This is a genomic window from Streptomyces sp. Act143, assembly GCF_003143935.1.
In the GTDB taxonomy this organism is placed as follows: Bacteria; Actinomycetota; Actinomycetes; order Streptomycetales; family Streptomycetaceae; genus Streptomyces.
This window is the reverse complement of the sequence record NZ_QFRX01000001.1, coordinates 7,282,179-7,303,209: the sequence shown is the minus strand read 5'-3', so window position 1 is coordinate 7,303,209 and position 21,031 is coordinate 7,282,179. Positions and strand designations below refer to the sequence as shown.

13 protein-coding genes are annotated in these 21,031 nt (G+C 70.8%); 3 read left to right on the top strand and 10 right to left on the bottom strand.

The features are described from left to right. Window positions 1-32 precede the first annotated feature (32 nt). Both DI272_RS33310 and DI272_RS33305 read left to right on the top strand, forming a co-directional pair. Entirely contained in the window at window positions 33-4,196 is a 4,164-nt protein-coding gene (locus DI272_RS33310; RefSeq protein WP_181387397.1) for a HAMP domain-containing protein, read from the top strand. Window positions 4,197-4,208: 12 nt separating this feature from the next. After that, the gene (locus tag DI272_RS33305) at window positions 4,209-4,781 is read left to right on the top strand and encodes a two-component system response regulator (protein WP_109498868.1); all 573 of its coding nucleotides are present in this window, start codon (window positions 4,209-4,211) and stop codon (window positions 4,779-4,781) included. A gap of 7 nt (window positions 4,782-4,788) precedes the next feature. Here the strand turns inward: DI272_RS33305 and DI272_RS33300 are convergent, their stop codons facing one another. Continuing rightward, window positions 4,789-6,663 carry a long-chain fatty acid--CoA ligase gene (locus tag DI272_RS33300; RefSeq protein WP_109498867.1) on the bottom strand — a complete coding sequence of 625 codons (1,875 nt, stop codon included), beginning with the start codon at window positions 6,661-6,663 and terminating at the stop codon, window positions 4,789-4,791. Between the two features lie 254 nt (window positions 6,664-6,917). Beyond that, window positions 6,918-8,786 carry a translation elongation factor 4 gene (gene lepA / locus DI272_RS33295; RefSeq protein ID WP_109498866.1) on the bottom strand — a complete coding sequence of 623 codons (1,869 nt, stop codon included), beginning with the start codon at window positions 8,784-8,786 and terminating at the stop codon, window positions 6,918-6,920. 222 nt (window positions 8,787-9,008) lie between these two features. Between lepA and rpsT the strand changes: the two genes are divergently transcribed. Next, on the top strand, window positions 9,009-9,275 hold the full coding sequence (gene rpsT, locus DI272_RS33290; RefSeq protein WP_109498865.1) for a 30S ribosomal protein S20: 267 nt from the start codon (window positions 9,009-9,011) through the stop codon (window positions 9,273-9,275). 527 nt (window positions 9,276-9,802) lie between these two features. Here the strand turns inward: rpsT and holA are convergent. From holA to leuS, 8 genes are all read right to left on the bottom strand, one after another. Continuing rightward, the gene (holA, locus tag DI272_RS33280; protein ID WP_181387396.1) at window positions 9,803-10,792 is read right to left on the bottom strand and encodes a DNA polymerase III subunit delta; all 990 of its coding nucleotides are present in this window, start codon (window positions 10,790-10,792) and stop codon (window positions 9,803-9,805) included. Between the two features lie 103 nt (window positions 10,793-10,895). Continuing rightward, on the bottom strand, window positions 10,896-11,141 hold the full coding sequence (locus DI272_RS33275; RefSeq protein ID WP_109498864.1) for a hypothetical protein: 246 nt from the start codon (window positions 11,139-11,141) through the stop codon (window positions 10,896-10,898). A gap of 115 nt (window positions 11,142-11,256) precedes the next feature. Beyond that, window positions 11,257-12,102, bottom strand: a complete 846-nt coding sequence (locus DI272_RS33270) for an arylamine N-acetyltransferase (RefSeq protein ID WP_109498863.1) — start codon at window positions 12,100-12,102, stop codon at window positions 11,257-11,259. Between the two features lie 57 nt (window positions 12,103-12,159). Then, complete coding sequence (locus DI272_RS33265; protein WP_109498862.1) at window positions 12,160-14,739, bottom strand: ComEC/Rec2 family competence protein; 2,580 nt, start codon at window positions 14,737-14,739, stop codon at window positions 12,160-12,162. After that, window positions 14,736-15,890, bottom strand: a complete 1,155-nt coding sequence (locus DI272_RS33260) for a ComEA family DNA-binding protein (protein ID WP_109498861.1) — start codon at window positions 15,888-15,890, stop codon at window positions 14,736-14,738. The genes DI272_RS33265 and DI272_RS33260 overlap by 4 nt, the downstream gene beginning before the upstream one ends. Window positions 15,891-15,996: 106 nt before the next feature. Then, window positions 15,997-16,842 carry a DegV family protein gene (locus DI272_RS33255; RefSeq protein ID WP_109498860.1) on the bottom strand — a complete coding sequence of 282 codons (846 nt, stop codon included), beginning with the start codon at window positions 16,840-16,842 and terminating at the stop codon, window positions 15,997-15,999. Between the two features lie 72 nt (window positions 16,843-16,914). Then, a complete protein-coding gene (locus tag DI272_RS33250; protein ID WP_109498859.1) occupies window positions 16,915-17,667 on the bottom strand; it encodes a hypothetical protein in 753 nt (250 codons plus the stop codon). 149 nt (window positions 17,668-17,816) lie between these two features. Further along, the gene (gene leuS / locus DI272_RS33245) at window positions 17,817-20,687 is read right to left on the bottom strand and encodes a leucine--tRNA ligase (protein ID WP_109498858.1); all 2,871 of its coding nucleotides are present in this window, start codon (window positions 20,685-20,687) and stop codon (window positions 17,817-17,819) included. Window positions 20,688-21,031 lie beyond the last annotated feature (344 nt).

Genomic DNA, 21,031 nt, shown 5'->3' with positions numbered 1-21,031 from the left:
CCATAAGCGCCGAGTCACCGAAGTGGGCCGCCATGAGTGAGAACAGTGCTACGCGTGCGCTCGAAGACGGGCAGAATCAGGACCGGATTCGAGCGACCGAGCTGCGTCCGCTGCTCGCCGCCATGACGGCCGCCCGGGACGGGCACTTCTCGAAGGTGCCGGAGACGGAGCACGGCCCCGTCCTGGCCGAACTGCACGCGATCTTCAACCAGCTGGTGGACCGCAACGTGCACTTCACCTCCGAGGTCCAGCGGGTCAAGCGGGAGTTGGTGCGGCACGGCCGGCTCGACGAGCGGCTCTCCCCCAGCCCCGGTGCGGGCACCTGGGCCTCCCGGGTCAGCGATGTGAACCAACTGCTGGACGCCCTGGTCGCCCCGGCCGCCAACGCGACCCGGGTGCTGGACGCGGTGGCCGACGGCGACCTCACCCAGCGGGTCGATCTGCACGACGGCAACCGCCAGTTGCGGGGCGATCTGCGGCGCCTCGGCCGGGCCGTGAACAAGATGGTCGACCAGCTGTCCCTGTTCACCGGCGAGGTGACCCGGGTGGCCCGCGAGGTCGGCACCGAGGGCCGGCTGGGCGGACGCGCCAAGGTGACCGGTCTGTCGGGCAGTTGGCGGGACGTGACCGAGGCGGTCAACACCATGGCGTCCCGGCTGACCGCGCAGGTCCGGGACATCGCCCTGGTGACCACGGCGGTGGCCCGCGGCGACCTGACCCGCACGGTCACCGTCGAGGCGACCGGCGAGCTGCTCGAACTGAAGCTGACCGTGAACACGATGGTGGACCAGCTCTCCGCGTTCGCCGACGAGGTCACCCGCGTCGCCCGCGAGGTCGGCACCGAGGGGCAGTTGGGCGGGCGCGCTCAGGTGCGGGGCGTGTCGGGCGTGTGGAAGGACCTCACCGACAACGTCAACTTCATGGCCTCGAACCTGACGTCACAGGTGCGGAACATCGCCCAGGTGACGACGGCCGTGGCCAACGGCGATCTGTCGCAGAAGATCACGGTCGACGCGCAGGGCGAGATCCTGGAGCTGAAGTCGACCATCAACACGATGGTGGACCAGCTCTCCGCGTTCGCCGACGAGGTGACGAGGGTCGCCCGCGAGGTCGGCACGGAGGGCAACCTCGGCGGCCGGGCGCAGGTGCGGGGTGTGAGCGGTGTCTGGAAGGACCTCACCGACAACGTCAACTTCATGGCGGACAACCTGACGTCTCAGGTCCGGAACATCGCCCTGGTCTCCACCGCGGTGGCCCAGGGCGACCTCGGCAAGAAGATCACGGTCGAGGCCAAGGGCGAGATCCTGGAGCTGAAGTCCACGATCAACACGATGGTGGACCAGCTCTCCGCGTTCGCCGACGAGGTGACGAGGGTCGCCCGCGAGGTCGGCACGGAAGGCAACCTCGGCGGCCAGGCGCAGGTGCGGGGCGTGTCGGGCGTGTGGAAGGACCTCACCGACAACGTCAACTTCATGGCGCTGAACCTGACGTCACAGGTCCGGAACATCGCCCAGGTGACCACCGCCGTCGCCAACGGCGACCTCTCCAAGAAGATCACGGTCGACGCGCGCGGCGAGATCCTCGAACTCAAGGACACCGTCAACACGATGGTGGAGCAGCTACGGGCCTTCGCCGACGAGGTCACCCGCGTGGCCCGCGAGGTCGGCACCGACGGCCGGCTCGGCGGACGCGCCCAGGTGCTGGGCGTGAGCGGTGTCTGGCGGGACCTGACCGACAACGTCAACTACATGGCGGACAACCTGACGTCCCAGGTGCGGAACATCGCCCAGGTGACCACCGCCGTCGCCAACGGCGACCTCTCCAAGAAGATCGACGTGGACGCGCGCGGCGAGATCCTGGAGCTGAAGACCGCCATCAACACCATGGTCGACACGCTGTCCTCCTTCTCCTCCGAGGTCACCCGCGTCGCCCGCGAGGTGGGTTCCGAGGGCCAACTCGGCGGCCAGGCCCGGGTCGAGGGCGTGTACGGCACGTGGAAGCGCCTGACGACCAACGTGAACGAGCTGGCCTCCAACCTCACCACCCAGGTCCGCGCCATCGCCGAGGTGGCCTCCGCGGTGGCCCAGGGCGACATGTCGCGCTCGATCACCGTGGAGGCGCGCGGCGAGGTCGCCGAGCTGAAGGACAACATCAACCTGATGGTGGCCAACCTCCGCGAGACGACCCGCGCGAAGGACTGGCTGGAGTCGAACCTGGCCCGTCTCGCGGCCCTGATGCAGGGCCACCGCGACCTGATGGAAGTCGCCGACCTGATCCTGCGCGAGCTGACCCCGCTGGTGAACGCGCAGTACGGGGCGTTCTTCCTGGCCGACCCCGACGAGGACGGCGCCGCCATCCGCACCACCGTTCCCGCGAAGGGGCTGGCGTTCATCGCGGGCTACGGCTCGGCGCAGGGCGCGACCGTCGAGACCGGCGGCCTTCCCGTGCACGGCCTGGTCCGCCAGGCGGCCCGCGAGAAGAAGCGCATCCTCGTCGAGGAGGCCCCGCCGGACTACATCAAGATCAACAGCGGTCTGGGCGAGGCGGCCCCCACGAGCGTCGTCATCATCCCGATCCTCTTCGAGGACAAGCTCCTCGGCGTGATCGAGCTGGCGTCCTTCTCCCGCTTCTCCGACGTCCACCTGGCGTTCTTCGACCAGTTCGTGAACACCATCGGCGTCGCGATCAACACCATCATCGCCAACTCCCGTACCGAGTCGCTGCTCGGCGAGTCGCAGCGGCTGGCGATGCAGCTCCAGGAACGCTCGGACGAACTCCAGAAGCAACAGGCGGAGTTGCAGCGCTCGAACGCCGAACTGGAGGAGAAGGCAGCCCTGCTGGCCACGTCCTCGCAGTACAAGTCGGAGTTCCTGGCGAACATGTCCCACGAACTCCGCACGCCGTTGAACTCCCTGCTCATCCTGGCGCGTCTGCTGTCGGACAACCCGGACGGCCATCTCTCCGACCAGGAGGTCCAGTTCGCGACGACGATCCACCGGTCGGGCTCGGACCTGCTGCAACTCATCAACGACATCCTGGACCTGTCGAAGATCGAGGCCGGCCGGATGGACGTACGCCCGAAGAAGCTGCCGCTGATCAAGCTCCTCGACTACGTCCACGCCACCTTCCGCCCACTCACCCTCGACCGGGGTCTCGCCTTCGAGGTGTCCGTCGGCGAGGACGTGCCGCGCGAGATGTACTCGGACGAGCAGCGCCTCCAGCAGATCCTGCGCAACCTGCTGTCCAACGCGATCAAGTTCACCGCGACCGGCCGGGTCGAGCTCCGGGTGAACCGGGTCAAGGACCCCGACCACCGGTACGTCAACGAGGCCGACGACGTGGTCGCCTTCGCCGTCTCCGACACCGGGATCGGCATCGCGGCCGAGAAACTCCCGGTGATCTTCGAGGCGTTCCAGCAGGCCGACGGCACCACCAACCGCAAGTACGGCGGCACCGGCCTCGGCCTGTCCATCAGCCGGGAGATCGCCGGCCTGCTGGGCGGCCGGATCGTCGCCGAGAGCGAACCCGGCCAGGGCTCCACCTTCACGCTCTACGTCCCCGTCGTCAGCCCCGGCCACCCGGCGGCCGGCCCGTTCCCCGAGGACCGCACCCTGTCCGCGGTGCCGGACCAACTGTCCTCGGAGCCCTGCACGGCCACGCACGACGTGGACGACGCCTGGCCCGCGCCGACCAAGCTGGAGGCGTGGAAGAGCGGCCGGGCGGGTCAGGTCCTGCCCGGACGGCGGGTGTTGATCGTCGACGACGACATCCGCAACGTCTTCGCCCTCACCCACGTCCTGGGCCGGGTCGGCATGCCCGTGCTGTACGCGGAGAACGGCCGCGAGGGCATCGAGACCCTGGAACGCAACCCGGACGTGGAACTCGTCCTGATGGACATCATGATGCCGGAGATGGACGGCTACGAGACCATCGCCGCCATCCGCCGCACCCCCCGCTGGACGGGCCTGCCCATCGTCGCGCTGACCGCGAAGGCGATGCCCGGGGACCGGGAGAAGTCGATCGCCCGGGGCGCCAACGACTACGTGCCCAAACCGGTCGACGTCGACCAGCTGCTGACCGTGGTCTGCACGCTCCTGGACCCCGAGGGCCCGGACGGGACCGGGCCCGGCGAGGAGACCTCCGTAGAGGGACCGGACACGGCAGGGAAGGCGCCGGTCCCGCCGACGACTGAATGAGGCACAGTCACCATGAGCGCTGAGGCAACGACCGACGGGCGCGCCGGCATCCTCCTGGTCGACGACATGGAGGACAACCTGATCGCCCTGGAGGCCGTCCTGGGGTCCCTCAACGAGCCGCTCGTCCGGGCGCGTTCGGGCGAGGAAGCCATGAAGGCGCTGCTGCGCCGGCCGTTCGCCCTCGTCCTGCTCGACGTCCGCATGCCGGGCATGGACGGCTTCGAGACCGCCGCGAACATCAAACGGCTCGACCAGACCAAGGACGTCCCGATCATCTTCCTGACCGGCGCGGAGGACGACTCCGGCTACGCCTTCCGCGGCTACGCGACAGGAGCGGCGGACTACTTGACCAAGCCGTTCGACCCGTGGGTGCTACGGGCGAAGGTCAGCGTCTTTCTGGACCTGCACCGCAAGAACCAGCAGTTGGAGCGGTTGCTGGCGCAGGACCAGGCCGAGTGCGGGGAGGTGGCGGGCCGACTGGCCGAACTGGAGGCCGAGTTGGAAGCGGAGCACCCCCCGGACCTGCGCGCACTGCGCGAGCAGATCCGGGAGCTGCGCCGGCTGGTGCACAGGGGCCGGGGCTGAGGGCCCGCTACGCCTCCCGGGTCCCCGCGTACATCTCGTCGATGAGGTGCTTGTACTCCCGCTCCACGACCGGCCGCTTCAGCTTCAGGCTCGGCGTGATCTCCCCGTGCTCCACGTCGAGGTCCCGGGGCAGCAGCCGGAACTTCTTGATGGTCTGCCACCGCTGGAGCCCCTCGTTGAGCTCCTTGATGTACCCCTCGACCATGGCCACCGTCTCCGGCGCGGCCACGACCTCCGCGTACGACTTCCCGCCGAGCCCGTTCTCCTCGGCCCAGCCGAGGATCGCGACCTCGTCCAGCGCGATGAGCGCGGTGCAGAAGTTCCGGTCGGCGCCGTGCACGAGGATGTTGGAGACGTAGGGGCACACCGCCTTGAACTGCCCCTCGACCTCGGCGGGCGCGATGTACTTGCCGCCGGAGGTCTTGATGAGGTCCTTCTTGCGGTCGGTGATCCGCAGGTACCCGTCGGGCGACAGCTCGCCGATGTCCCCGGTGTGGAACCAGCCGTCGCTCTCCAGCACCTCGGCGGTCTTCTCGGGCAGCCCGTGGTAGCCCTCCATGATGCCGGGGCCGCGCAGCAGGATCTCGCCGTCCTCGGCGATGCGCACCTCCGTGCCGGGCAGCGGCTTGCCGACCGTGCCGGTGCGGTAGGCCTCGCCGGGGTTGACGAAGGAGGCGGCCGAGGACTCCGTGAGGCCGTAGCCCTCCAGGATGTGGATGCCGGCGCCGGCGAAGAAGTAGCCGATCTCCGGGGCGAGGGCCGCGCTGCCCGAGACACACGCCCGCAGGTTGCCGCCGAACGCCTCGCGGATCTTGGCGAAGACCAGCGCGTCGGCGACCTTGTGCTTGGCGGACAGGCCGAAGGGGGCGCTCGCGGTGCCGGTGCGGCGGAAGTTGTCCTGGCTGGCCTTGGCGTACTCGCGGGCCACCTCGGACGCCCACTGGAAGATCTTGTACTTGGCGCCGCCGCCCGCGCGGGCCTTGGCGGCGACCCCGTTGTAGACCTTCTCGAAGATGCGCGGCACGGCCGCCATGTACGTCGGCTGCACGACCGGCAGATTCTCGATGATCTTGTCGACGCGGCCGTCTACGGCGGTGACGTGCCCGACCTCGATCTGGCCGGAGGTGAGCACCTTGCCGAAGACGTGCGCGAGCGGCAGCCACAGGTACTGCACGTCCTCGGTGCTGATCAGCCCGGTCGCGGCGATCGCCTTGGCCATGTAGGCCCAGTTGTCGTGCGGGAGCCGGACACCCTTCGGGCGGCCGGTGGTGCCGGAGGTGTAGATGAGGGTGGCGAGCTGGTCCTTGGTGATCGCGCCGACCCGCTCCTTGATCAGCTCGGGGTCCTTCTCCAGCCGGGCCGCGCCGCGGGCCTCCAGCTCGGCGAGGGTGAGCACCCAGTCGCCGGTCTCCACGCCCTCGGCGTCGATGACCACGACATGGGTCAGCGCGGGCAGCTCGGCGCGCTTCTCCTTCGCCTTGGCGACCTGCTCGGCGTTCTCCGCGAACAGCACCCGGCTCTCGGAGTCGGAGACGATGAACGCCGACTCGTCGGCGTTGGTCTGCGGGTACACGGTGGTCGTGGCGGCGCCCGCGCACAGGATGCCGAGGTCGGCGAGGATCCACTCGACCCGGGTCGAGGAGGACAGCGCGACCCGCTGCTCGGGCTGCACGCCGAGCTCGATCAGGCCGGCGGCGATGGCGTAGACCCGCTCGGCGGTCTCACCCCAGCTCAGCGACTTCCAGTCGTCGGGGCCCTCGCCGGAGGCCGGGGGCACGGGGTAGCGGTACGCCTCCGCGTCGGGCGTGGCCGCAACGCGCTCCAGGAAGAGGGTCGCCACGCTCGGCGGACGGTTCTCGATCAGGGTCTGTGTGTCGCTCACGACATCCTCCGGGGCCCGCGACAGTGCGGCGGCTGGCTCAGTGCGGCTGGTGTACTCGGTGGACTCGACCGGTGTGCTCGAACAGCTGTTGTTTAACTCACGAGTAACTATCGAGTGGAGATCAGAGTAGAGCGCGACCGCCGCCTGCGTAAGGGGCGGCGGCCTGTCACTTCCTACAGAGCGCGACCCTACGCATGCGTAGGGGCCCGTCGCGCCCAGACGCGACAGGCCCCGATTTTCGCGGGAAAACGCGGTTACTTCTTGCCCTTGCCGGAACCCGCGGCGTCGTCGCTGCTCAGTACGGCGATGAAGGCCTCCTGCGGAACCTCCACAGAGCCCACCATCTTCATCCGCTTCTTGCCCTCCTTCTGCTTCTCAAGGAGCTTCCGCTTACGGGAGATGTCACCGCCGTAGCACTTGGCGAGGACGTCCTTGCGGATGGCGCGGATGGTCTCGCGGGCGATGACCCGGGAGCCGATGGCGGCCTGGATGGGCACCTCGAAGGCCTGCCGCGGGATGAGCTCGCGCAGCTTGGCGACGAGCCGCACACCGTACGCGTAGGCCGCGTCCTTGTGCGTGATCGCCGAGAAGGCGTCGACCTTGTCGCCGTGCAGCAGGATGTCGACCTTGACGAGGCTGGAGGCCTGCTCGCCGGTGGGCTCGTAGTCCAGGGAGGCGTAGCCGCGGGTCTTGGACTTCAGCTGGTCGAAGAAGTCGAAGACGATCTCCGCGAGCGGCAGGGTGTAGCGGATCTCCACCCGGTCCTCGGACAGGTAGTCCATGCCGAGCAGGGTGCCGCGCCGGGTCTGGCACAGCTCCATGATCGCCCCGATGAACTCCGAGGGCGCGAGGATGGTGGCCCGTACGACGGGCTCGTACACCTCGTTGATCTTGCCCTCGGGGAACTCGCTCGGGTTGGTGACCGTGTGCTCGGTGCCGTCCTCCATGAGGACGCGGTAGACCACGTTGGGCGCGGTGGCGATGAGATCGAGACCGAACTCGCGCTCCAGCCGCTCACGGATCACGTCGAGGTGCAGCAGCCCGAGGAAGCCGACACGGAAGCCGAAGCCGAGGGCGGCGGACGTCTCCGGCTCGTAGACCAGCGCGGCGTCGTTCAGCTGGAGCTTGTCGAGGGCCTCGCGCAGCTCGGGGTAGTCCGAGCCGTCCAGCGGATAGAGCCCGGAGAAGACCATGGGCTTGGGGTCCTTGTAGCCCCCGAGCGCCTCGGTGGCCCCCTTCTGCTGGCTGGTGACGGTGTCACCGACCTTGGACTGCCGGACGTCCTTCACACCGGTGATGAGGTAGCCCACCTCACCGACCCCGAGCCCGTCGGCGCCGAGCATCTCGGGCGAGTTGGTCCCGATCTCCAGCAGCTCGTGGGTCGCGCCCGTGGACATCATCCTGATCCGCTCACGCTTGTTGAGCTGGCCGTCGATGACACGGACGTACGTCACGACACCGCGGTAGGAGTCGTAGACGGAGTCGAAGATCATGGCGCGGGCGGGCGCGTCGGCGACGCCGACGGGGGCCGGGATCTCCCGCACCACCTTGTCGAGCAGCGCGTCGACGCCGACACCGGTCTTCGCGGAGACCCGCAGCACGTCGTCGGGGTCGCACCCGACGAGGTTGGCGAGCTCCTCGGCGAACTTCTCGGGCTGCGCGGCCGGCAGGTCGATCTTGTTCAGTACGGGGATGATCGTGAGGTCGTTCTCCATCGCCAGGTACAGGTTGGCGAGGGTCTGGGCCTCGATGCCCTGGGCGGCGTCGACGAGGAGGATGGTCCCCTCGCAGGCGGCGAGCGACCGCGAGACCTCGTAGGTGAAGTCGACGTGCCCGGGAGTGTCGATCATGTTCAGGATGTGCGTGCTGCTCTTGTCGTGGGTCGGAGCCCACGGCAAACGCACCGCCTGGGACTTGATCGTGATGCCACGCTCACGCTCGATGTCCATACGGTCGAGGTACTGAGCACGCATCTGCCGCTGCTCGACCACACCGGTCAGCTGGAGCATCCGGTCGGCGAGGGTGGACTTGCCGTGGTCGATGTGCGCGATGATGCAGAAATTGCGGATCAGAGCCGGGTCGGTACGGCTCGGCTCGGGCACATTGTTAGGGGTCGCGGGCACGCAGGGTCCTGTCTCTTGAGGCGCCTTATGCCTCGGGTCGGATCGATACGTAGGCTCCATGGTCCCACGACGGGCGACCGGGGACCGTTTTGGGCCGCCGCCCGGCCCCCTGGTAGCCTGGGTGGCTGTGTCTCATGCCCTCTCAGCGCGAGGCACACCCCAAGAAATCACCTGGCCCGGGCCCCTAGCGGTCCCGTGCCTGAACCTGAAAAGGCTCAATCAGTGGCGAACATCAAGTCCCAGATCAAGCGGATCAAGACCAACGAGAAGGCTCGGCAGCGCAACAAGGCCGTCAAGTCCTCCCTGAAGACCGCGATCCGCAAGGCCCGTGAGGCTGCTGCCGCGGGTGACGTCGAGAAGGCCACCGAGTACCAGCGCGCTGCCGCGCGTCAGCTCGACAAGGCCGTCTCGAAGGGCGTCATCCACAAGAACCAGGCCGCCAACAAGAAGTCGGCGCTTGCTTCCAAGGTCGCGTCCCTCAAGGGCTGACACCTTCTGATCTGACCGCCGGAGGGAATCGAGCGGGCCCTCTCTCATCCGCTCCCGTCCGGCACCCCGGATCTGCGCGCGGCCTGCGTTCGCCACGCGGGCGCGGATCCAGCATCGTGAACCGAAGGCCCCGGCACCCGCCCTTCCCCAGGGCGGAAGCCGGGGCCTTCGGCATGCCCGGAATGGGACACGGGCTGGCGTTCAGGCCCAGAACCCGTCGCTCTTCTCGATGTCCTCGACGCCCTTCTTGAAGTCGTCCGAGAGCGGGTGACTGCCGGGAACGTGATGCGTGGCGTCCTACGCGATCGGCTCTCGCAGGATGTCCAGGTCCCCGCGGGTGAAGGCCCCGAAGCCCTTGCGGACGAGCCTTGCGTGCGGGTGTTCAGCCATGGCGACCGCCACCTCTCCATGACCTCGGCGACATGCGGCTGACAGCTCCGGTTGTCCTCTCGTCGACCGGCATCTGCAGCCCGGCCGAGGTTCACCCACGAAACCGCGCCGCGCCGGCGCAGAGCCGGCGTCGCCGCCTACGCCCGCCCTCGCGACCGCGCCGCCCGGGCGATGGTGACCACCGCCTTCTCCAGGGCGTACTCCGGATCGTCCCCGCCGCCCTTCACCCCGGCGTCCGCCTCGGCCACCGCCCGCAGCGCGACCGCGACCGCGTCCGGCGTCCACCCCCGCATCTGCTGACGCACCCGGTCGATCTTCCACGGCGGCATCCCCAGCTCCCGCGCGAGATCCGCGGGCCGCCCGCCCCGCGCCGACGACAGCTTCCCGATCGCCCGCACGCCCTGTGCCAGCGCGCTGGTGATCATCACCGGCGCCACCCCGGTCGCCAGTGACCACCGCAGCGCCTCCAGCGCCTCCGCGGCCCGCCCCTCGACCGCCCGGTCGGCGACGGTGAAGCTCGACGCCTCGGCCCGGCCGGTGTAGTACCGCCCGACCACCGCCTCGTCGATCGTCCCCTCGACGTCGGCCACCAGCTGCGACACGGCCGACGCCAGCTCTCGCAGATCGCTGCCGATCGCATCGACCAGCGCCTGACTCGCCTCCGGCGTCGCCGACCGCCCGGCCGTCCGGAACTCGCCCCGCACGAACGCCAGCCGATCCGCCGGCTTGGTCATCTTCGGGCAGGCCACCTCCCGCGCACCCGCCTTGCGCGCGGCGTCGAGGAGCCCCTTGCCCTTCACACCGCCCGCGTGCAGCAGCACGAGCGTGATCTCCTCGGCGGGTGACCCGAGATACGCCTTCACGTCCTTGACCGTGTCGGCCGACAGGTCCTGCGCGTTGCGCACCACCACGACCTTGCGCTCCGCGAACAGCGAGGGACTGGTCAGCTCGGCGAGGGTGCCGGGCTGCAACTGGTCCGGGGTCAGGTCCCGTACGTCCGTGTCGGCGTCGGCGGCCCGGGCGGCGGCCACCACCTCCTGCACGGCACGGTCGAGCAGAAGGTCCTCCTGGCCCACGGCAAGCGTCACGGGGGCGAGAGGGTCGTCATTCGCAGTCTTCCTGGCCATCGCGACAAGCATGGCACGCACCACTGACAACGAAGGCCCCCGAGCCCTGCCGACAGGTCACCGCTCCCCCGAGCCCTGCCGACAGGTCACCGCCCCGCACTCCCTACGGCTCCTCCCGCCAGCCGTCCCACTCCCCCGCGAACTCGTCCAGCTCCGCGGGATCGAGCCGTCCCTCCTCGTCCCGCAGGACGACCAGCCACTGCGCGTCCTCTGCGTCGTCCTCCCCGGCCAACGCGTCCCGCACCAGCTGCGGCTCCTCGGCCACCCCGAACCGCTCCGCGAGCGCCTCCGCCGCTTCCTCCGCGGCATCCCGGTCGGGCAGCACCAGCACATGTCTCACATCACTCACGAGCCCATTCTCCGGCACCCACCCGACACCGCCCGCACCACGACAGCCCGCCCGCCTTCTTGTGAACCCCCCTTTGCCTCTCCCGCGCCGCCGCACCCCCGCTCCCTCACCCTGCCTACCGACCGCCCCGGTCGAAGTCCCGTACCTCCGGCACCCGCGCCAGCGCGATCCCGAACCGCTCCCGGTACACCGCCAGCACCTCCTCGTCCGTCGCCAGCTCGCGCACCTCGCGTGTCCCGTCCGCCGCCGTCACCGTCAGGCCCCGGCCGCTGAGCGTGATCCGGCCGCCGTCCTCCGTGACCCGCGAACACACCAGCGACCGCGTGAAGTGCGATTCCGACGACGTGCTGTGCCACCACGCGCCCGCCACGAAGTCCCGGAGCACCCGGGGCCGCATCTCCAGGCGGTACTGGGGCTTGCCGTCCATGACGACGTCCAGGTCCACGGCCTCGGCCGCCGCGGGCCCGCCGCCCCTCACCCCCGCCGCGTCCGGCGCCGCCGCCACGACCCGGAAGGTGCCCGCGGGGTCGGCCTGGTCGTCCCGCACCCCGATCGCCAGCGGCCGGTGACTGTGCGCCCCGAAGCCGACGTCGGCCAGCCAGTCGCCCCCGTCCACCGTCCGCACCCGCAGGGCGAGATGGTCGTAGGGGATACCGAGCCGTCCCTCCTCGCCGTACACCCGGGCGGCGAGCAACGTCACGTCGAAGCCCAGCGCGGCGAGCAACGTCCCGAAGGCCCCGTTGAGTTCGTAGCAGAACCCTCCCCTGTTCGCCCCCACCACCTTGTCCATCAGCCGCTTCTCCGCCAGCACGATCTCCTCGCCGAGATGCACCGACAGGTTCTCGAAGGGCACGGTCCGCAGATGGCGCAGCTGGAGCTCGCGCAGGGCGTCCGTGGTGGGCCGCGCCGGGCGACCGGCTCCCAGACGACGGAGGTAGGCGTCGACCTGTTCAGAATCCATGCCTTCAGTCTCCGCCACACCCCCTCCCCTTGACCTGGCCTCCGGCCATCCCTGACCTCACCCTGCCGTCACCCGCAACCCCTCCCCCGTCCCGGCGACCGCCAGCGCCCCGTCCTCGTCCGTGCGCAGCACCACCGCCCCTTGGGCCCGCAGCGCCGCGACCGTGCCGGGAGCCGGGTGGCCGTACGGGTTGTCCCGGCCGCAAGAGATCAGCGCCAGCCGTGGGGCGGCCCTCCGTATGAGTTCCGGATCCTGGTAGGCCGAGCCGTGGTGAGCCACCTTGAGCACATCCACGCCTTCCAGCAAGGCACCCGCGGGTGATCTCAACAGCGCTCGCTGGGAGGGCGGTTCGAGATCGCCGAGCAGCAGGAACCGCAACCCTCCCGACCGCACGAGCAGCGTGACGCTGGCGTCGTTCGGCCCTTCCGGTTCCGGCGCCGCGGGCCTTCCCGGGACCCCCGGCGGCGCGCTCGGGGGCGGCCACACGACCTGCCAGGACAACGCCCCCGTACGCCGCTCCTCCCCCGCGACCGCGCGCGTGAGCGGGATGTGCCGCCGCGCCGCCTGTCTCCGTACGAACTCCACCTGGTCCACGGGCTCTTCGAATCCGGTCGTCTCGATCGCGCCCACGGCCCGGCCACGCAACACACCGGGCAGGCCCGCCACATGATCGGCGTGGAAGTGGGTCAGGACGACGAGCGGGATGCGCGTGATCCCCAGTGTGCGCAGACACCGGTCGACGAGTGCCGGATCGGGCCCGGCGTCGACCACCACACCGGTGCCGTCGCCCGCCGCGAGCACCGTCGCGTCCCCCTGGCCCACGTCACAGACCGCGAACCGCCAGCCCGGCGGCGGCCACCCCGTGACCACCCTGGTCAGCGGCGGCGGCTGGACCACCGCCAGCACGAGCAGCACCCCGCAGGCCCCGCACCACCACGGGTGCCGCAGCAACGGCCGGCCGGCCAGGACGACGGCCCCCGTGATCACGGCGAGCAGCATCGCCCCGCCCCAGTTGCCCGGCCAGTCCACCCCCGCCCCGGGCAGGGCGGCCCCGGTCCGGGCGACGTCCGCGATCCACCCGGCGGGCCAACTCGCGCACCAGGCCAGCACCTTGGCCACCGGCATCGCCACGGGTGCCGTCGCCAGCGCCGCGAAGCCCAGCACCGTGGCCGGCGCCACGGCGACCTCCGCCAGCAGATTGCACGGCACCGCCACCAGGCTCACCCGCGCCGACAGCACCGCCACGACCGGCGCGCACAGGGCCTGCGCGGCACCGGCGGCGGCCAGCGCCTCGGCCAGTCGCGGGGGCACCCGACGCCGTTGCAGGGCCGCGCTCCACCGGGGCCCGATCGTCAGCAGGGCGCCGGTGGCCAGCACCGACAGCAGGAACCCGTAACTGCGGGCGAGCCAAGGGTCGAACAGCACCAGCAGCAGCACGGCCGCCGCCAGCGCCGGGATCAGCGACCGGCGGCGCCCGGTCGCCAGGGCGAGCAGCACGACCGTTCCGCAGGCCGCGGCCCGCAGCACGCTCGGGTCCGGTCGGCACACGACGACGAAGGCCAGCGTGAGTACTCCGCCGAGCACGGCCGTCGTCCGCAGCGGGATGCCGAGCCGGGGCGCGAGTCCTCGGCGCTCGACGCGCTGGGCCAGCCCGGGCGGTCCGATGAGCAGGGCGAGGATGATCGTGAGGTTGCTGCCGGACACGGCGAGCGTGTGGGTGAGATCCGTGGCCTTGAACGCCTCGTCCAGTTCAGGCGTGATCCGCGAGGTGTCGCCGACGACCAGCCCCGGCAGCAGGGCCCGGGCGTCGCCGGGCAGCGGATCGGTGGCCGCCCGAAGCCCCGCCCGCAGACTCCCCGCGAGCCGCTGCGCCCCGGACGGCTCGGCCACGATCTCCGGTGCCTCCCGGCCCTCGACCCGCGCCACACCCGCCACCCGGTCACCCGCCACCGCCGTCGGGGCCAGCCGCGCGCTCACCCGCACCCGGGTGGACGGCAGCAGCCGGAGCCAGGCCGAGGCCCCCGGACCGGCAGCCGCTCCCGGCGCCCCTGCCCCTTCGCCGCGCCCGTCCCCCGGCCGCACATCGACGATCATCAGCACCGGCGTCCGCGTCACCACCGCCGTCCCGTCCGCTTCCTCGACCCGCCGCACCTCCGCGCCGATCAGCACCGAGGGCGGAGCCAGGTGATCCCCCTTCACCCGCGGTCGGGTGAGCCGGGGATCGGAGGTGACCTCGATCTCGGCGGTCACCGTGGCGTACTCCCGCGCCAGCGCGGGAACCGGGCCCCGGCGCAGATCGGCACCGTGCAGCCCGGCGGAGACGGCGGCAGCGGCGACGCACAACAGCACGGCGGCGATCGCCGTCCGCCGCCCGGCAGCACGTCTCCGCATGAGCAGGAGCACGACGGCTGCCGCCAGGCAACCGACGGCGACACCGGTGACCCACCCCGGCGCGGCGTCCACCGTCGACGCCGCCGTCGCCCAGGCGGCCAGCGCGGGCGGTACGAGCCGCAGGTCGGCCGGTCCTTCCTGCCGGGGGTTGGCCGCGCCCAGCCGGGCACGGGCGGTGGCGTGCACGGCCGGCCGCGGATGGGGTGGCGGCGGCACGGGCGTCGAGGGCCCGGGGGTGCGGCTCATGGCCGTACGAGGTTTCGGAGGTCGGCGAAGCGGCGCTCGCCGATGCCGTTGACCTCGCGGAGTTCGTCCACCGAGCGGAAACCGCCGTGCTGGGTGCGGTAGTCGACGATGTGCTGGGCCAGCACCGGGCCGACGCCGGGCAGTGTGTCGAGCTGGTCCACGGTCGCCGAGTTGAGCGAGACGGGTGCCGCGGGCCCGGTCCCTGGCACGAGACCGGCCGAACCTGCCGAACCACCCGAACCCGCCACCCCGCCCGTCGAGCCTCCCGCCGATCCGGCGGGACCCGGCGCCGCCCCCGCCGGAGCACCCACGACGACCTGCTCACCGTCCACCAGGAACCGGGCCCGGTTGAGGCCGGTGACATCTGTACCGGGGCGCACCCCACCGGCCGCGCGGAGCGCGTCGGCGACCCGCGAGCCCGCCGGAAGCCGGTGAATCCCGGGTTCCCGGACCTTGCCGCTGACGTCCACCACGATCTCGGCCGTCGCCGTCCCCACCGCGCTCGGCGCACCGCTCGAAGTACCGGGCCCGGCCCCCGAACCCGGGTCCTCGAAAGGCACCGCGGCCCGTACCACCTCCGGCGCCGGTACCGACTGCGTACGGCCGGTCCAGAAGTGCTGAACGGCGAACCCGGCCGCGACCACGAGCAGCACCGCGAGCGCGACCACACTCCGCCGCTCCAAGCCGCACCTGGTCTGAAGCCACACCGGCAGCCGCTCCCGCACGGCAAGCCCGACCCGCGCCCGCCAGTCCCCTGAACCAGAACCAGAACGGAAACCGGAAGCAGAAGCAGAAGCAGAAGCAGAAGCAGAAGCCAACGGCGAAGGCGAAGGCGCAGACGCAGGCGACGGCGACGGCGACGGCGACGGCGACGGCGACGGCGACAAAGAATCCCCCCACGCCCCCGACACCGCCCCCGACGTGCCCGCCGCCGACACAGCCTGCCCACCCTCCCGACCGCCCCCCTCACCCCGCTCCGCGAAGATGACCTCCGCACGCCGCCGAAGCTCCTCGGCCGACGCGTACCGATGCCGGGCGGCCCGCCCCCTGCCGCTCGGGCCGCGGCGATGGCGGGTGCGGACATCCGAGGCGGGGCCACGGCCCGGCCCACTGGTGGGGGTCGCTGTGCGTGAACGTGATCGAAGTGCCATGCGACGAGGATCGGCCACCTCGCCGAGCCGCGATGATCTTGCTCAATTCCCGGGGACGACCACCCAGTTGTGGATAACTCCGCCACCCGCACGAGTGACGGCAGGCTCACCGAGGTGAAACCACAGCCCCCAGCAGTCCGGGCCCCGTGTGCGCCCCGATCACCGCTCCGACCTCGCTGACATGCAGGTCGGCAAGCCCGGGCAGCCGCGTCCGCAGCCGGTCCGCCAGGGCCGACGCCCGGTCGGGGGCGGCGAGATGGTGGACGGCGATGTCGACCTGGGCGCTGCCCGCACGGTCGGCCACGATCTCCTCCAGGCGGGCGATCGCCTTCGACGCCGTCCGCACCTTCTCCAGCGGTTCGATACGACCGCCCTCCAGCTGGAGCAGCGGTTTGACCGCGAGTGCGGAGCCGAGGAGGGCCTGCGCGGCGCCGATCCGGCCGCCGCGGCGCAGATAGTCGAGGGTGTCGACGTAGAAGTAGGCGGAGGTGCCGGAGGCGCGCTTCTCCGCGGCGGTGACGGCCTCGTCGACGGTGCCGCCGCTCTCCGCGGTCTCGGCCGCCGCGAGCGCGCAGAAGCCGAGGGCCATGGCGATCATCCCGGTGTCCACGACCCGCACCGGCACCGGCGCCTCGCGGGCCGCGAGGACGGCCGCGTCGTAGGTGCCGGAGAGTTCGGCGGACAGATGCAGGGAGACGATGCCGGTGGCGCCGCTCTCGGCCACCTTGCGGTACGTCTCCGCGAAGAGCTGCGGACTGGGGCGGGAGGTGGTGACCGGGCGCCGCTTCTGGAGCGCCTGGGCCAGGGACCGGGTCGAGATCTCGGTGCCCTCTTCGAGTGCCTGGTCGCCGAGGACCACGGTCAGCGGCACCGCGGTGATGCCGTGGCGCTCCATCGTCCGCGGCGGCAGGTAGGCCGTTGAATCGGTGACGATCGCGACATGGCGGGACATGAGCTGGAGGTTACCTGGCGTAGCGCCCGGACGGCAGTCCGACCCCTCCCGGCCGGAAGGGCCGTGGCCGGATCAAGTCGTGCTCTCAGGGCGGGGCTTCTTCTGCCACGGGTAGGTGGGACGGGTGGGTGGCGGGGTGATGGCGGCCTGGGTCGGTTCTTCGGCCGTGCGGGACGGCGGGGTCTCCGGCCGGCTCTGCCGGGAGCCGGAGCCGTGGGCGGCCGGGGCCTCGGGCCAGGGCGGTGGCGCGGACTGCCCGGTGGCGGGGTCCGCCGGCTCGGCCGTCGTCCAGTGCCGCAGCGCACCGGCCTCCAGGTCGATCTGGGTGCTCAGCGAGTCCAGGTCGTCGTCCGCGAAACGGCGGGCCCGGTCCCGGGCCGCCCAGCGCAGGGAGTCCGCGGACCCGGTGATGCGTTCGGTGCGTTCGCGCAGCGCGGGCATGCGCTCGGTGAGGGTCGCGCGGTCCGGTTCGGACTCCAGGCGGCGCAGTTCGCCGTCCAGTTCATGGCCGTGCGCGCTGAGCCGCTCGAAGAGGGCGAGGGACTCCTTGAGCGACTCGTCCTCGGCCACGCCCGCGTGCAGCGCGTCCTGGGTGGCGCGCATGGAGGTGCGCAGTTTCAGCCGCAGTTGGGCGACTTCGCCCGCCGGGCCGGTCTGCACCATGGACTTGGCCCGCAGGGTGTGGTCCTCGACCGTGCGCCGGGCCTGGGTGATGGTGCGGTCCACGCCCCGCTTGGCGGCGCCGACCGCCTTCACGGTGGCGTAGGCGCCGAGGACCAGGAAGAGGACGAAGAACAGGGCGACCACCGCCATCAGTGCTTCCACGACACTCCTCCTCAGGCCGGGCACGGCCCGCTCCGCGCCGCTCTTCAACGGTAAACGCGGCGGGCAGGCCCGAAGTTCCAGAAGAACCCCGAACCTGCCCGTACCGAACCCTTAGGGGCTCACCGCCCCAAAGACCACCGGAGCGACGGTCACGCCGGAACGATGTTCACCAGCTTCGGCGCCCGCACGATCACCTTCCGGATGCCGGCCCCGTCCAGCGCCGCCACGACCTTGTCGTCGGCCAGCGCCACCTTCTCCAGTTCCTCGTCGGAGATGGCGGGCGAGACCTCCAGGCGGGCCTTGACCTTGCCCTTGATCTGCACGACGCAGGTCACGGTCTCGTCCACGACGTACGCCGGGTCGGCGACCGGGAAGTCCTGGTGGACGACCGAGTCGGTGTGCCCCAGCTTGCGCCACAGCTCCTCGGCGACGTGCGGGGCCAGCGGCGCGACCAGCAGCACCAGCGCCTCGGCGACCGGGCGGGGCACCGCTCCGCCCGCCTTGGTCAGGTGGTTGTTCAGCTCGGTGACCTTGGCGATGGCGGTGTTGAACCGCATACCCTCCAGGTCCTGCCGTACGCCGTCGATGGCCTTGTGCAGCGCCCGCAGGGTGTCCTCGTCGGCCTCGGTGTCGACCACCGTCACCTCGCCGGTCGTCTCGTCGACGATGTTGCGCCACAGCCGCTGCAGCAGCCGGAACTGGCCGACGACCGCGCGCGTGTCCCACGGACGGGAGACGTCCAGCGGGCCCATGGCCATCTCGTACAGGCGCAGGGTGTCGGCGCCGTACTCCTCGCAGATCTCGTCCGGAGTGACGGCGTTCTTCAGGGACTTGCCCATCTTGCCCAGCAGCCGGGAGACCTTCTCGCCCTGGTAGTAGTAGGCGCCGTCGCGCTCCTCCACCTCGGCGGCCGGTACGGCGATCCCGCGCGCGTCCCGGTAGACGAAGGCCTGGATCATGCCCTGGTTGAACAGCTTGTGGAACGGCTCCGCGGAGGAGACGTGGCCCAGGTCGAACAGCACCTTGGACCAGAAGCGCGCGTACAGCAGGTGCAGCACGGCGTGCTCGGCGCCGCCGACGTACAGGTCGACGCCGCCGTGCGGCTGGCCCTCCCGCGGGCCCATCCAGTACTGCTCGATCTCGGGGTCGACCAGCTGCTCGCTGTTGTGCGGGTCCAGGTAGCGCAGTTCGTACCAGCAGGAACCGGCCCAGTTGGGCATGGTGTTGGTCTCGCGGCGGTACTTCTTCGGTCCGTCGCCCAGGTCCAGGGTGACGTTGACCCAGTCCTCGTTGCGGGACAGCGGGGTCTCCGGGGAGGTGTCCGCGTCGTCCGGGTCGAAGGTGCGGGGCGAGTAGTCCTCGACCTCGGGCAGCTCCAGCGGCAGCATCGAGTCGGGCAGCGAGTGGGCGATGCCGTCCTCGTCGTAGACGATCGGGAAGGGCTCACCCCAGTAGCGCTGGCGGCTGAACAGCCAGTCGCGCAGCCGGAAGTTGACGGTGCCCTCGCCGATGCCCTTGCGCTCCAGCCATTCGGTGATGCGCGCCTTGGCCTCGGGGACGGGCAGGCCGTCCAGGGAGACGCCCTCACCGGAGGAGTTGATGATCCTGGCGTCGTAGGAGGCGAAGGCGTCCTCCCACGTGGAGGTGTCCGTGCCGCGGCCGTCGGTCGGCTCGACGACGCACGCGATCGGCAGCTCGAAGGCGCGCGCGAACTCGAAGTCACGCGTGTCGTGCGCCGGGACGGCCATGATCGCGCCGGTGCCGTAGCCCATCAGGACGTAGTCGGCGATGAAGACGGGGACCTGCTCGCCGTTGACCGGGTTGGTGGCGTACGAGCCGGTGAAGACACCGGTCTTGTCCTTGGCCTCGGCCTGCCGCTCCACGTCGGACTTGGCGGCGGCCTGCGCGCGGTAGGCGGCGACGGCCTCGGCCGGGGTGGCGTGGCCGCCGGTCCAGACGTCGTGCGTGCCTTCGGGCCATTCCTGCGGCGTGAACTTCTCGACCAGCGGGTGCTCGGGTGCCAGCACCATGTAGGTGGCGCCGAACAGGGTGTCGGGGCGGGTGGTGAAGACGGTGATCTTCTCGCCGTCGATCGGGAAGTCGACGCGGGCGCCCTCGGAGCGGCCGATCCAGTTGCGCTGCTGCAGCTTGATGGCCTCGGGCCAGTCCAGCGCGTCCAGGTCGTCCAGCAGCCGGTCGGCGTAGGCGGTGATGCGCATGTTCCACTGGCGCAGCTTGGCCTTGAAGACGGGGAAGTTGCCGCGCTCGGAGCGGCCGTCGGCGGTGACCTCCTCGTTGGCCAGCACGGTGCCCAGGCCGGGGCACCAGTTGACGGGCGCGTCGGAGGCGTAGGCCAGGCGGTACTCGCCCAGGACGTCGGCGCGCTCGGCGGCGTTCAGCTCGTTCCAGGAACGGCCGCCGGGGACCGCGCGCTCACCGCTCTCGAACTGGGCGACCAGCTCGGCGATGGGGCGGGCCTTCCTCGCCTCGTCGTCGTACCAGGAGTTGAAGATCTGCAGGAAGATCCACTGGGTCCACTTGTAGTAGTCCGGGTCGATCGTGGCGAACGACCGGCGCTTGTCGTGGCCCAGGCCCAGCCGGCGCAGCTGGGCCTTCATGTTCTCGATGTTGGCCTCGGTGGAGACCCGCGGGTGGGTGCCGGTCTGCACGGCGTACTGCTCGGCGGGCAGGCCGAAGGCGTCGAAGCCCAGGGTGTGCAGGACGTTGTGGCCGGTCATCCGCTGGAAGCGGGCGAAGACGTCGGTGGCGATGTAGCCCAGGGGGTGGCCGACGTGCAGGCCCGCACCGGAGGGGTACGGGAACATGTCCATGATGAACTTCTTGGGCTTGGCGACCAGCGCCGGGTCGCCCGCCAGGTCACCCTTGGGGTTCGGTGCGGCGTACGTACCCTCGGCGTCCCAGAAGTCCTGCCAGCGTGCCTCGATCTCGGCCGCGACGGCGGCCGTGTAGCGGTGCGGCGCGGCCACCTCGGCGGCAGCGGAGGGGTTCGTCTCGCTCATGATCCTTAAGCTCCATCGATCGTCTCTGCCAGCGGCTGTCTCGTTCCGGAAACGAAAAATCCCCTCGCACAGGAGGGGACGCCGCGCTGACTCCGACCGGCCGGCTCGTCCGGCGGTCGGGACTGATCAGCGCGGCTCGCTAAGCAGAAGGCGTACGGCACGCATGGCGTCAGGGTACCGCAGCCGTTGAGCAAGCCGCGACGCACATACGTATGCCTCCTTGGCACCTGGTGCCCGTTCGCTCAGACCCCGCAGAGCACTTCGACATCACCGACAAGAACTGAACAACAGTCAAATATTACTTCGCGTAATAGCCGCTAAAGGACATCACAACAACATCATTG

Bases quoted from the DNA above. Each gene is read 5' to 3' on its own strand.
- DI272_RS33310 (WP_181387397.1), top strand. From the start codon at position 33: ATGAGTGAGAACAGTGCTACGCGTGCGCTCGAAGACGGGCAGAATCAG.
- DI272_RS33305 (WP_109498868.1), top strand. From the start codon at position 4,209: ATGAGCGCTGAGGCAACGACCGACGGGCGCGCCGGCATCCTCCTGGTC.
- holA (WP_181387396.1), bottom strand. From the start codon at position 10,792: ATGGCCAGGAAGACTGCGAATGACGACCCTCTCGCCCCCGTGACGCTT.
- DI272_RS33270 (WP_109498863.1), bottom strand. From the start codon at position 12,102: ATGGATTCTGAACAGGTCGACGCCTACCTCCGTCGTCTGGGAGCCGGT.
- DI272_RS33265 (WP_109498862.1), bottom strand. From the start codon at position 14,739: ATGAGCCGCACCCCCGGGCCCTCGACGCCCGTGCCGCCGCCACCCCAT.
- DI272_RS33260 (WP_109498861.1), bottom strand. From the start codon at position 15,890: ATGGCACTTCGATCACGTTCACGCACAGCGACCCCCACCAGTGGGCCG.
- DI272_RS33255 (WP_109498860.1), bottom strand. From the start codon at position 16,842: ATGTCCCGCCATGTCGCGATCGTCACCGATTCAACGGCCTACCTGCCG.
- leuS (WP_109498858.1), bottom strand. From the start codon at position 20,687: ATGAGCGAGACGAACCCCTCCGCTGCCGCCGAGGTGGCCGCGCCGCAC.